This is a genomic window from Streptomyces sp. NBC_00388 (genome assembly GCF_036061255.1).
Taxonomy (GTDB): Bacteria; Actinomycetota; Actinomycetes; order Streptomycetales; family Streptomycetaceae; genus Streptomyces.
The window spans coordinates 5953258-5965367 of sequence record NZ_CP107948.1; the positions used below are offsets into that span (position 1 = coordinate 5953258).

Consider the following 12110-nt stretch of genomic DNA (forward strand, 5'->3'; position numbering starts at 1 on the left):
GCTGCTGTGTGCGCTGTCCGCGCACGTCCGGAAAGAGACCCGCCTCCATGCGTTCCCCCCGCCTCCCGGCTCCGCGTCCGCCCCGCCCGCAGGGGCTCCGCGTCAAGTCCCCCGAACTCCTGATCGCCGAATCCGGCGCGGATCTGGAGGGGCACGGCCTGCGCCGCACCATGGGGCTCTTCCAGCTGGTGTGCTTCGGCGTCGGGGCCATCGTCGGAACCGGGATCTTCGTCGGTCTCTCCGACACCGTGGCCAAGGCGGGGCCCGCGGTCATCGTCTCGTTCGTGCTCGCCGCCGTGACCTGCGTCTTCACGGCGTTCTCCTTCGCGGAGCTGGGCGGCGCCATCCCGGTGTCCGGCAGCTCGTACTCCTTCGCGTACGCCACCCTCGGCGAGCGCACCGCCTTCCTCGTCGGCTGGTGTCTGCTGCTCGAATACGGGATCTCGGTGAGCGCGGTCGCCGTCGGCTGGAGCCAGTACCTCAACGAACTGCTGAACAGCCTCGTGGGATGGCAACTGCCCGCCGTGGTCTCCAGCGGCCCCGGCGACGGCGGAGTGATCAACCTGCCCGCCGTGGTCGTGGTCGGGCTCGCCGCCGCGCTGCTGGTGCGGGGCGTGCGGGAGAGCGCACGTGCCACGGCGGCGATGGCCGTCCTGAAGATCGGCATCCTGCTGGTCTTCTGCGCCGTCGCCTTCACCGCGTTCCGGGACGGCCACCTGGTGCCGTTCGCGGCCGACGGCATCGGCGGCATCACCTCCGGCGCCTCGATCGCCTTCTTCTCGTACATCGGGTTCGACGCGATCACGACGGCCGGTGAGGAGGTCAGGAACCCGCGGCGCAACATCCCGCTCGCGATCATGATCTGTATCGGCATCGTCACGGTGCTCTACTGCGCGGTGGCCGTGGCGGCCATCGGGGCGTTCGGCGCGCGCTCCGTCGCCGACCGGCCCGCCGCGCTCTCCCTGATCGTCAACCAGGTCACCGGATCGTCGGTCGGCGGCGGCGTCATCGCCTTCGGCGCGGTAGTCGCCATCGCCTCGGTGGTGCTCGCCGTGATGTACGGGCAGACCCGCATCCTGATGTCGATGTCCCGCGACGGTCTGATCCCCGCGGTCTTCGAGAAGGTCTCGCCGAAGACCTCGACGCCGGTCGCCAACACCTGGATCGTCGCGACGGTCGTCGCGGTCCCGGCCGCGTTCGCCTCGCTCGACGTCGTGGTGAACCTGACGACCATCGGGGCGCTGGCCACCATGGTCGCGGTGAACGTCGCCGTCGTCGCGCTGCGCCGCAGCCATCCGGAGCTCCCCCGTACCTTCAGGGTGCCGCTCTTCCCCGTCAGCCCGGTCCTGGGTGTCGGGTTCTGCGTGTATCTCATGTACGGGACCGGGTGGCGGACCTGGTTGCAGTTCGCGGTCTTCCTGGTGGCCGGCGCCGCCGTCTACGCGGGCTACGGGCGCCGCCGCTCCCGGCTCAGTACGCAGGCCCCGCCGGCAGTGTGAACCAGATGGCCTTGCCGTGCTCGGTGGGACGGTGGCCGTAGGACGAGCTGAGCGTCCGGATGAGCAGCAGGCCGCGGCCGTGCTCCTGCCAGGGGTCGGGCGGACCGGCCGGCGGTGTGTGGACAAGACCGCCGGGCGGGGCCGGGTCCCGGTCGTGCACCTCGACCTGGCAGCCGGCGTGCAGGACCTCGACGACCAGCTCGATGGGGTCCTCGCCGCTCGTGTGCTCCACGGCGTTGGCGACCAGCTCGGATGTGAGGAGTTCCGCCGTGTCGCTGTCCGCCGCTTCCTCGCCCTCCAGGTCGGCGAGCACCGTGCGGATCAGGGCGCGCGCTATCGGCACCGCGGCCGCGGTGTGCGGCAGCGCGATGCGCCATGAGGCGGGGCGCGAGGTGTCCGGCACGGCTGGTGTTCCGATCGGTGTGGAGGGGGTTGTCCTGATTTCAACGATACGGAGCCGGAGGCGTTGCGAGTAGAGGCGGCGGCCGGGAGGAAAAGGGACGTGCGCCACATTCTGACGGGTCTTCCGCCCGCAAGCCCGTCCATTTGGTGTATCGCGCACTCGTGACGGTAGTCACGGAGGAGTGATAATTTGAGGGTGCAAGCCGCTCTTCCCCCGGGTCTCCGGCCGGTCTCCGGACGAGTCCCCCGACCGAAGGAGGCCGCACCCCATGAGCCCCTTTACCGGCTCGGCAGCACGCGTGGAGCACTGGGAGCACCTCCGGGTGACCAGACAGGACGGGGTAGTGACCGTCACCTTCGCGCGCCCGGGGAAGCTCAACGCCCTCACCTTCGGTGCCTACGCCGATCTGCGCGATCTGCTGGCCGAGCTGTCCCGCGAGCGTTCGGTGCGGGCGCTGGTCCTCGCCGGTGAGGGCCGCGGATTCTGCTCGGGCGGTGACGTCGAGGAGATCATCGGCGCCACCCTTGCCCTGGACACCGCCCAGCTCCTCGACTTCAACCGGATGACCGGACAGGTCGTCCGGGCGCTGCGCGAATGCCCCTTCCCGGTGATCGCCGCCGTGCACGGGGTCGCCGCGGGCGCGGGCGCGGTCCTCGCGCTGGCCGCGGACTTCCGGGTCGCCGACCCGACCGCCCGTTTCGCGTTCCTCTTCACCCGGGTGGGACTGTCCGGCGGTGACATGGGCGCCGCCTATCTGCTGCCGCGCGTCGTGGGCCTCGGGCACGCGACCCGGCTGCTGATGCTGGGGGAGCCGGTCCTGGCACCCGAGGCCGAGCGGATCGGTCTCATCAGCGACCTGGCCGAAGAGGGCCTGGCCGACGAGCGGGCCGCCGCGCTGGCCCGGCGGCTCGCCGAGGGGCCGGCACTGGCGTACGCGCAGACCAAGGCGCTGCTCACCGCCGAGCTCGACATGCCGCTCGCCGCCGCGGTCGAGCTCGACGCCACCACCCAGGCACTGCTCATGAACGGCCGGGACTACGCCGAGTTCCATGCCGCCTTCACCGAGAAACGGCCCCCGAAGTGGCAGGGCAGGTAGCCATGGCGGCCGGAGCGGGGCCGCGCGCCCTGCGGGTCGCGGTGGTCGGCGGCGGTCCCGGCGGTCTCTACGCGGCGGCCCTCCTCAAGCGGCTCGACCCCGCCAGGTCCGTCACCGTCTGGGAGCGCAACGCCCCCGACGACACCTTCGGCTTCGGTGTCGTCCTCTCCGACGAGACCCTCGGCGGCATCGAACAGGGGGACCCGGCCGTCCACCGCGCGCTGCAGGAGGAGTTCGTACGCTGGGACGACATCGACATCGTCCACCGCGGTACGACCCTGACCTCGGGCGGCCACGGCTTCGCCGCCCTCGGCCGGCGCAGGCTGCTGGAGATCCTGCACGAGCGCTGCCGCTCCCTCGGCGTGCGCATCCGCTTCCGCACCGAGGCGCCGCCGCCGGACGAACTGGCGGCGACCCACGACCTGGTGGTCGCCGCGGACGGCCTCCACAGCGCCACCCGCCGGGCGTACGCCGAGGTCTTCGCCCCTCGCGTCACCACCCACCGCTGCCGCTACATCTGGCTCTCCGCGCCCTTCGCCTTCGACGCCTTCCGCTTCGAGATCGCCGAGACCGAGCACGGGGTGATGCAGCTGCACGGCTACCCGTACGGCCCCAGGGCCTCCACCGTCATCATCGAGATGCGCGAGGAGGTCTGGCGCGCCGCCGGCCTCGACCACTGCGACGAGCGGGAGTCCACCGCGCGGTGCGCCCGGATCTTCGCCGGCGCCCTCGGCGGACAGCCCCTCACCGGCAACAACTCCACCTGGACGGCTTTCCGCACCGTCGTCAACGACCGCTGGTCGCACGGGAACACGGTGCTGATCGGTGACGCGGCCCACACCGCGCACTTCTCCATCGGCTCCGGCACCAAGCTCGCCGTCGAGGACGCCCTCACGCTGGCGGCGAACATCGGGGAACACCCCGACCTGCCGTCGGCCCTGGCCGCGTACGAGAGCGAGCGCCGCCCGGTCGTGGCCTCCACCCAGCGGGCTGCCGCAGCCAGTCTGGAGTGGTTCGAGCAGCTGGAGACGTATCTCGGCCAGCCGCCGCGGCAGTTCGCCTTCAACCTGCTGACCCGGAGCCGGCGTGTCACGCACGGAAACCTGCGGCTGCGCGACACCGCCTTCACGGACACGGTGGAACGCGACTTCGGCTGCCGGGACGGCACACCCCCCATGTTCACGCCGCTGCGGCTGCGCGGCCTCGAACTGCGCAACCGGGTCGTCGTGTCGCCCATGGACATGTACTCGGCGCACGACGGCGTCCCCGGCGACTTCCACCTCGTCCACCTGGGTGCCCGCGCCCTCGGCGGCGCCGGGCTCGTGATGACCGAGATGGTGTGCGTGAGCCACGAGGGCCGTATCACCCCCGGCTGCGCCGGCCTCTACACCGGCGAACAGGCCATGGCCTGGCGGCGTATCACCTCCTTCGTGCACGAGCAGTCGCCCGGCACCGCCATCGGTGTCCAGCTCGGGCACTCCGGCCGCAAGGGCTCCACCCGCCTCATGTGGGACGGGATGGACGAGCCCCTCCCGTACGGCAACTGGCCCCTGTCGGCGGCCTCCCCGCTTCCCTACCGGCCGGGCGTCAGCCAGGTCCCGGCGGAGCTCGGCGCTGCCGGGCTCGCCGCGGTGCGCGAGCAGTTCACCGCGGCCGCCCGCCGCGCCGCTTCGGCGGGCTTCGACCTCCTCGAACTGCACTGTGCGCACGGCTATCTGCTCTCCGGCTTCCTCTCCCCGCTCACCAATCTGCGCACCGACGGGTACGGAGGCTCCCTCCGGGGCCGGCTACGCTTCCCGCTGGAGGTCTTCGACGCGGTCCGGGCCGTCTGGCCCGGCGGCCGGCCGATGACGGTGCGGATCTCGGCAGCCGACTGGGCGCCCGGCGGCACGACGCCCGACGAGGCGGTCGGGATCGCCCGCGCGTTCGCCGCGCACGGGGCGGACGCGATCGACGTCTCGACGGGACAGGTCGTCCCCGGCGAGAAGCCCGCGTACGGCCGCTCCTACCAGACCCCGTTCGCCGACCGCATCCGCAACGGACTGGGCGTCCCGGTGATCGCGGTGGGGGCGATCTCCTCCTGGGACGACGTCAACTCGCTGTTGCTGGCCGGCCGTACGGACCTCTGCGCGCTGGCCCGCCCGCACCTGTACGACCCGCAGTGGACCCTGCACGCGGCAGCGGACCAGGGCTACGAGGGCCCGGCCGCACCCTGGCCCCTCCCGTACCGGGCGGGCAGCCGTGCCCCCAGGACGGGCAGGACGGACGCACCGAGGCCGAGGCTCACACTCGGATGACGGAGGCGGCCGTCCTGGTGACGATGACCCGGCCGGGCCAGGGCGCTGTGAAGTCATCGGCACGGACCGTTCGGCGCTGACGGTGGTCACCCCACACTCCCCGAAGGCACGCGCGGGTGACGGCACGGGGGTGCGTGTCGGCGGCCGGCCCCGCGGTGGTGAGAAAGGCGTCGGGGCCGCGGGTGAGGGGCCATGTCATGCGGCACATGGTGCGGGGCTGCGAGCCTGCGGGGCACCCGGGTTTCCGGGAGGGGCCGCCCGCACCCCGCTCACCCCAGCCGGAACCGCTGGAGCTTTCCCGTCCCGGTGCGTGGCAGGGCCTCGGCGAACACCACCTCCCGGGGGCACTTGTGCGGGGCCAGCTCGGCCTTCACGAACGCGCGCAACGGCTCAGCCTCCCGCGCCGCCCCCTCGCGCAGCACCACATGCGCCACCACCACCTGCCCGCGCCCGGCGTCGGGGCGGCCCACCACCGCCGCCTCCAGGACGTCCGGGTGACGGAGCAGCGCCTCCTCGACCTCGGGGCCCGCGATGTTGTAGCCGCTGGAGATGATCATGTCGTCGGCGCGCGCCACATAGGTGAAGTAGCCGTCCCGGTCGCGCAGATACGTATCGCCGGTGATGTTCCAGCCGTCCCGTACGTACTCCGACTGGCGCGCGCCGGCCAGGTAGCGGCAGCCCACCGGGCCGCGCACCGCGAGCAGCCCGGGCTCGCCGTCCGGCACCGGGCACCCGGCGCCGTCCACCACCCGCGCCTGCCAGCCGGGCACCGGAACCCCCGTCGTCCCGGGGCGGGCCGCCCCGTCCGCCGCCGAGACGAATATGTGCAGGAGCTCCGTGGCGCCGATGCCGTTGATGATGCGCAGCCCGGTCCGCCGGTGCCAGGCGTGCCAGGTGGCCGCGGGCAGGTTCTCCCCGGCCGAGACGCAGCGCCGCAGCGCGGTGACGTCGTACGCGTCGAGCCCCGCCAGCATCGTGCGGTACGCGGTCGGCGCCGTGAACAGCACCGACACCCGGTGTCTTGCGAGTGCCGGCAGCAGCTCGCGCGGGCCGGACCGCTCCAGCAGCACGGCGCAGGCCCCCGCGCGCAGCGGGAAGAGCACCAGACCGCCCAGGCCGAAGGTGAATCCGAGGGGCGGGCTGCCCGCGAAGACGTCGTCGGGCCGGGGCTTCAGCACATGTCGCGCGAAGGTGTCCGCGACGGCCAGCACATCGCGGTGGAAGTGCATACAGCCCTTCGGCCGGCCGGTGGTGCCCGAGGTGAAGGCGATCAGCGCCACGTCGTCGCAGGAGGTCGCGACGGCTTCGTACACATCCGGCCGGTCCGCGGCCAGCCGCAGCAGATCCCCGGGCGCCTCGCCGCCGTAGGTGGTGATCCGCAGCCCGGGGGCCTGCGCCTTGGCCAGGTCGTCGACGGAGCGTACGTCGCACAGCGCGTGGCTGATCCGGGCGAGGGAGCAGATCTCGGCCAGTTCGTGCGGACGCTGGGTGGCCAGCACGGTCACGGCCACCGCGCCCGCCTTCATCACCGCGAGCCAGCAGGCGGCCAGATGCGGTGTGGTGGGACCGCGCAGCAGTACCCGGTTCCCCGGTACGACGCCGAGATCCGAGGTGAGCGTATGCGCGATGCGGTCGACCTCGGCCCGGAGCTCGCCGTAGGTCCACAGCTCACCGGCGCCGGTGCGGAAGGCGGGGCGGCCCGGGCCGAAGCGCTCCACGGTACGGTCCAGCAGCTCCGCGCCGCAGTTGAGCCGGTCCGGATACGCCGGGCCGGGAAGATCGAGGAGCAGCCGGGGCCACTGGTCGGCGGGCGGCAGCTGCTCGCGGGGAAAAGTGTCGACGTGCGCTGAGGTTTTCAGCTCCATCACAGGATCGCCCCCTTAGGCGGCATCGCATATGGAGCGTATCGTTTGCGTGACGACAGTCAACGGTTCACGATAGAGGGGATCGGGGATGACCGCATTCGCACTGGATCCGGAGCAGCGGAAGTGGTGCGCCGAGCTGCGCGCCCTGGCCGCCGAGCGGCTCGCACCGCTCGCCGCGGCGGGCGAACCCGGCCGCGTCAACCGCCCCCTGGTCGCCGCCCTCGGTGAACTCGGCCTGCTGGAAAGGCTGTTCGAGGCGGGAGCGCTGGACCTCTGCCTGCTGCGCGAGTCCCTGGCGTACGGCTGCACCGAGGCGGAGACCGCCCTCGCGCTTCAGGGACTCGGGAGTTACCCGCTCGTCCAGGCGGGCACCGCGCACCAGCGGGAGCGGCTGCTTCCCGAGGTGATCGCCGGCCGGGCGGTCGCCGCCTTCGCGCTGAGCGAGCCGGGCGCGGGGTCCGACGCCGCCGCGCTGGAGCTCAAGGCCGAACCGGACGGCGGGGGATGGCGCCTCACCGGCGAGAAGTGCTGGATCTCCAACGCGCCGGACGCCGACTTCTACACCGTCTTCGCCCGTACGACCGAGGGCGCCGGAGCCCGCGGCATCACCGCGTTCCTGGTGCCTGCCGGCCGGCCGGGGCTGACCGGCTCCCGGCTGGAGATGCTCTCGCCGCACCCCATCGGCACGCTGGACTTCGACGCGGTGCCGGCCGGGCCGCAGGACGTCCTGGGCGAGCCGGACCGGGGGTTCCGGGTCGCGATGAACACCCTGAACCTCTTCCGCCCCAGCGTGGGCGCCTTCGCGGTCGGTATGGCGCAGGCGGCCCTGGACGCCGCCATCGGCCACACCTCCCGTCGCACCGCGTTCGGCGGCCCGCTGAAGGACCTGCAGAGCGTGGCCCACCAGGTCGCCGAGATGGCCACCCGCACCGAGGCCGCACGTCTGCTGGTCCACGCGGCCGCGGCCTCCTGCGACGCGGGCGACCCCGGCATCGCGAAGCGCTCCGCCATGGCCAAGCTCTTCGCCACCGAGACCGCCCAGTACGTCGTGGACGCCGCCGTCCAGCTGCACGGAGCCCGGGCCCTCCAGCGGGGCCACCTCCTCGAACACCTCTACCGCGAGGTGCGCGCCCCGCGGATCTACGAGGGCGCCACCGAGGTCCAGCGGACCATCATCGCCAAGGAGCTGTACCGATGAGCGTCGAACGGGTCAACCCACCGGAGCTCTCACCGCCCACCGGTTTCTCCCACGCCGTCGCCGCCACCGGGACCCGGCTGGTCTTCCTGGCCGGGCAGACCGCCCTGGACGGTGCGGGGGAGGTCACCGGGGCCACCCTTCCGGCCCAGTTCGAGGTGGCGCTCGCCAACCTGCTCACCGCGCTGCGCGCCGCGGGCGGCGATCCCGCCGACCTCGCGCGGGTCACGGTGTACGCCACCGATGTCGCCGACTACCGCGCCCACGCCGCCGAACTGGGCCGTATCTGGCGGAAGCTGGCCGGGCGGGACTACCCGGCGATGGCGGTGATCGGTGCCACGCGGCTCTGGGACGAGCAGGCGATGGTGGAAATCGACGGAGTCGCCGTACTGTCCTGACATGCCCGAGATCGCACTCACCGCAGGCACCGTCGACTACGTGGACACCGGCGGCTCAGGCCCCGCCGTCGTACTCCTCCACGGACTCGTGCAGGACGCCACCGTCTGGCGCAAGGTGATCGAGGGCCTTCGCCCAGGCCACCGCGTGATCGCCCCCACCCTGCCGTACGGCGCGCACCGCATCCCCATGCGCCCCGACGTACCGCTGACCCCGGATTCGGTGGCGGAGCTCATCGCCGAGTTCCTCGACCGGCTGGAGCTGCGTGACGTCACCCTCGTCGAGAGCGACTGCGGCCGCGCCCAGACCGTCGCCGCCAGGCATCCGCAGCGGCTCGCCCGGCTGGTCCTGATCTCCTGCGAAGCGTTCGACAACTACCCGCCGGGGCTCCCGGGCAAGCTGATCGTGCTGGCCTGCCGGGTGCCGGGCGGTATCCCCCTGCTGGTCCGTACGCTCGCGCTCAGGCCGCTGCGCCGGCTGCCGGCCGGCATCGGGGCGCTCACCAGGCGGCCGGTCCCCGATGAGATCGTCGACGGATGGCTGCGCCCTCTCCTCACCGACAAGGCGATCCGCGAGGACTTCCGCCGCTACGGCCTGGGCGTGCGCAGGACGGAACTGCTGGAGGCCGCCGAAGGCCTGCGAACGTTCGACAGGCCCGCCCTGGTGGTCTGGGCGCTGGATGACCGCATGATGCCCCGGGCCCACGGGCGGCGCCTCGCCGAGCTGCTGCCGCAGGGGCGGCTCCTGGAGATCGAGGACAGCGGCACCCTGATCGCCGAGGATCAGCCGGAACAACTGATCGCGGCCCTGGGGGAGTTCATCTCCACCACGGGCTGACGGGTCCACCACGGGCGGGACGCGCGAGGCGTTCGCCGGCCGGCCCGCACCGTCCACGCGCCACGGCCGGCCGGTCGTCCCTTGACGAACGGCCGAATCCTCACACGGGTCGCGGACAACCGGGACGTTTCCGCCCGATCGCATGAGAAGCCCTCAATTCACTGGCATGACACGCGTCCACTTTGTCGCCGGTAAATCGTCCGGCTATTCCCTTTAGCAGCGGGCTATGACGGAAGAGCTGACACCCGCCCGGGTGCGGCGCTCTGTGCGGCGGATGAGACGATGTATTGCGTCACTCCAGTACCGCCGTCGATGAGAATACCCCGCCAGATCCGATGGATAAACATCGCCTGCTCGCCAGCGGTATCCGCTAAAACTCCCATTTTGCCCACTCTGTCATCTTACGCACTGGAGTCGCGCGAGCGCCGAGGGTAATGGAGACGGGTCTCTTGCTCAAGCTGTTTCCGCAGTGATCTTCCACTCAAAAAAAAACCACGCCGGCTCTGGAGAAGGCGTGTCGGCCGGTATTCACTTGTTTCAACTTTCCATTCACTGGTGTAAAGCTTTCTTGCGGAGTGCTTCGTGACCGTGCAGCCCCTCTACGACAAGGATTTCCTTGAAGCCGCGTCGGAACGGAGCCGCTTGTCGATTGAGCGGGAAGCGGCAAGTGTCTCCGCCCGGCGCCGCGCGCTGACCCATCTCCTCTTCGACGGCGGGGACCGGGCCCGGGTGCACGGAGCCTGGCGGGACCTCATCGCCACGGAGGGCTTCCGGTACCGTCCCGGGCTCTCACCCGCGGAGCGTGTTCGGCTCGCCTACTCCCGGCTGCGTCTGGTGAACGACGCGGCCGGTGATGCCGCAGAACTGGCCTTCGATGTCCGGCGGCTGTCCGCGTTGCACGAGTGGACCGGGGTGGTGGACGGCGGGCTCTGCACCCTGGCGAGCATCCACTACAACCTGTTCCTGGGAAGCCTGCTGGACCAGAGCGCCGGCACGACCGGGCGCGACGTGTCCGAGTTCACGTCGATGCGCCGCACCGGGACGTTCCTCTGTACGGAGCTGGACCACGGCAATGACGCTGCGGCGCTGGGGACGACCGCCGAGTTCGACGGGGAGACGGGCGGCTTCATCCTCCACACGCCCACGCCCGGCGCCCAGAAGTTCATGCCGAACACCAGCCTGGCCGGCGGTCCGAAGAGCGCCGTGGTCGCCGCGCGGCTGCTGGTCGAAGGAGTGGATCAGGGATGCTTCCTCTTCCTGGCGCCGCTGAGTGACGACGAAGGCCGTGTTCCCGGAGTCCATGTACGGGAGCTTCCGGACCGTACCGGTACTCCTGTGGACCACTGCCTCACCTCGTTCGACCAAGTGCGTTTACCGCGTGAGGCGTTGCTTGAGGCGGAGCACGGCAGGCTGGATCAGGACGGGACACTCCACAGCAGCCTGGGCAGCGCGCGAAAGCGGTTCCTGCATTCGATCGGCCGGGTCACCAGCGGCAAGCTCTGCATGAGCGCGGGCACCCTCGGGATGGCACGGGCGGCGCTGACGATCGCTGTGCGGCATGCCCATACCCGGCACATCAGCGGGCCGAGGCTCGGGGAGCGGGTGCCGTTGGTGGCTCATCGCAGCCATCACGGCAGGCTGCTCGACGCGACAGCGATGGCGTACGCCATGACGTTCCTGCACCGGGAGGTCGTCTCCCGGTGGGCCGGGCACACGGCGGAGAACCGGGCGGAGACCGAGCGTCTGGTCGCTGTCGCGAAGGGCTGGATCAGCTGGCAGGCCAGGGCCATCGCGATCGAGTCCCGGGAGCGGTGCGGGGCGCAGGGGCTCTTCCCGGCCAACGGGATCTCGGATCTGCCGTCGAGCATAGAGGGGGGCATCACCGCGGAGGGCGACAACCTCGTCATCTGGGTGAAGGCCGGGGCTGAAATGATCTTCGGCCATGAGGTGGAACATGACCACCTGCCCCATGTGCCGCTCGCCGAGCGGTCGTTGAGCGAGCTCTCTTTTCTGCGTGCTCTTCTCGTGGAGGCCGAGTCCGCCGCACAGAGCCGGGCGAGGACCGCTCTGCGCCGAGGCCCGGCGGGTGACCCGCTCGGACGCTGGAACGCGGCATCCACGCCCGCTCTGGAGATGGTCTCCATGCACGCCTGCCGCCGGGCTGCCGACGCGTTCATCGACGCCGCGGCGAGGGCTGCGGACCCGGTGGCGCGAACCCTGCTGGAGGACCTGTGCAGGCTGTTCATGCTCCGTCAGCTGGGCGGGCATACGGGGGAGTTGCTCGCGGACGGTCGGCTGACCGCCGACCACGTCCGTGCGATCCCCGATGCCACCACCGAAGTCATTGCCGCTCTCGCGCCTCACATGCTGACCCTGGTGGATGCCTTTGCCCTGCCGGACGAATTCCTCGCCGCCGTGCCGATCGCCAGTGGCGGACGGATCGGCGACGAGGAAGACACCTGGTCCGCCTGGCACCTGCGCGGGTCAGGCGCTCTGGAGCCTGCCGCGCGGTAGCGGTCCGA

The 12110-nt window shown here is 71.6% G+C and carries 9 protein-coding genes; 7 read left to right on the forward strand and 2 right to left on the reverse strand.

Annotation, left to right across the window (positions count from 1 at the left end; translation table 11 throughout):
• The first annotated feature begins 47 nt into the window (after window positions 1-47).
• Window positions 48-1499: an amino acid permease gene (locus OG917_RS26575; protein ID WP_328320280.1), complete on the forward strand. Its 1452-nt coding sequence runs from the start codon at window positions 48-50 to the stop codon at window positions 1497-1499.
• On the opposite strand, the gene OG917_RS26580 is transcribed toward OG917_RS26575, so the two are convergent.
• On the reverse strand, window positions 1471-1902 hold the full coding sequence (locus OG917_RS26580; RefSeq protein ID WP_328320282.1) for an ATP-binding protein: 432 nt from the start codon (window positions 1900-1902) through the stop codon (window positions 1471-1473). The genes OG917_RS26575 and OG917_RS26580 overlap by 29 nt on opposite strands.
• A 268-nt stretch (window positions 1903-2170) precedes the next feature.
• Between OG917_RS26580 and OG917_RS26585 the strand changes: the two genes are divergently transcribed.
• Together OG917_RS26585 and OG917_RS26590 are read left to right on the forward strand one after the other, a co-directional pair.
• Window positions 2171-2998 (forward strand): enoyl-CoA hydratase family protein, encoded by an 828-nt coding sequence (locus tag OG917_RS26585; protein ID WP_328320284.1) that lies wholly within the window; start codon window positions 2171-2173, stop codon window positions 2996-2998.
• Between the two features lie 2 nt (window positions 2999-3000).
• The gene (locus tag OG917_RS26590) at window positions 3001-5295 is read left to right on the forward strand and encodes a bifunctional salicylyl-CoA 5-hydroxylase/oxidoreductase (protein ID WP_328322196.1); all 2295 of its coding nucleotides are present in this window, start codon (window positions 3001-3003) and stop codon (window positions 5293-5295) included.
• 269 nt (window positions 5296-5564) lie between these two features.
• Here the strand turns inward: OG917_RS26590 and OG917_RS26595 are convergent, their stop codons facing one another.
• Window positions 5565-7160, reverse strand: coding sequence for an AMP-binding protein (locus OG917_RS26595; RefSeq protein WP_328320288.1), 1596 nt, complete (start codon window positions 7158-7160; stop codon window positions 5565-5567).
• An 88-nt stretch (window positions 7161-7248) separates the two neighbouring features.
• Between OG917_RS26595 and OG917_RS26600 the strand changes: the two genes are divergently transcribed.
• The 4 genes from OG917_RS26600 (at window position 7249) to OG917_RS26615 (ending at window position 12102) form a co-directional block, all read left to right on the forward strand.
• Window positions 7249-8358 (forward strand): acyl-CoA dehydrogenase family protein, encoded by a 1110-nt coding sequence (locus OG917_RS26600; RefSeq protein ID WP_328320290.1) that lies wholly within the window; start codon window positions 7249-7251, stop codon window positions 8356-8358.
• Window positions 8355-8753, forward strand: coding sequence for a RidA family protein (locus OG917_RS26605; protein WP_328320292.1), 399 nt, complete (start codon window positions 8355-8357; stop codon window positions 8751-8753). Before OG917_RS26600 ends, OG917_RS26605 begins: the two co-directional genes overlap by 4 nt.
• Window position 8754: 1 nt before the next feature.
• On the forward strand, window positions 8755-9588 hold the full coding sequence (locus OG917_RS26610; RefSeq protein ID WP_328320294.1) for an alpha/beta fold hydrolase: 834 nt from the start codon (window positions 8755-8757) through the stop codon (window positions 9586-9588).
• Window positions 9589-10170: 582 nt separating this feature from the next.
• The gene (locus OG917_RS26615) at window positions 10171-12102 is read left to right on the forward strand and encodes an acyl-CoA dehydrogenase family protein (RefSeq protein ID WP_328320296.1); all 1932 of its coding nucleotides are present in this window, start codon (window positions 10171-10173) and stop codon (window positions 12100-12102) included.
• Window positions 12103-12110 lie beyond the last annotated feature (8 nt).

Excerpts from the sequence above, each read along its gene's own strand:
- OG917_RS26595 (WP_328320288.1), bottom strand. The coding sequence starts at position 7,160 with ATGGAGCTGAAAACCTCAGCGCACGTCGACACTTTTCCCCGCGAGCAG.
- OG917_RS26575 (WP_328320280.1), top strand. The coding sequence starts at position 48 with ATGCGTTCCCCCCGCCTCCCGGCTCCGCGTCCGCCCCGCCCGCAGGGG.
- OG917_RS26590 (WP_328322196.1), top strand. The coding sequence starts at position 3,001 with ATGGCGGCCGGAGCGGGGCCGCGCGCCCTGCGGGTCGCGGTGGTCGGC.
- OG917_RS26605 (WP_328320292.1), top strand. The coding sequence starts at position 8,355 with ATGAGCGTCGAACGGGTCAACCCACCGGAGCTCTCACCGCCCACCGGT.
- OG917_RS26610 (WP_328320294.1), top strand. The coding sequence starts at position 8,755 with ATGCCCGAGATCGCACTCACCGCAGGCACCGTCGACTACGTGGACACC.
- OG917_RS26600 (WP_328320290.1), top strand. The coding sequence starts at position 7,249 with ATGACCGCATTCGCACTGGATCCGGAGCAGCGGAAGTGGTGCGCCGAG.
- OG917_RS26585 (WP_328320284.1), top strand. The coding sequence starts at position 2,171 with ATGAGCCCCTTTACCGGCTCGGCAGCACGCGTGGAGCACTGGGAGCAC.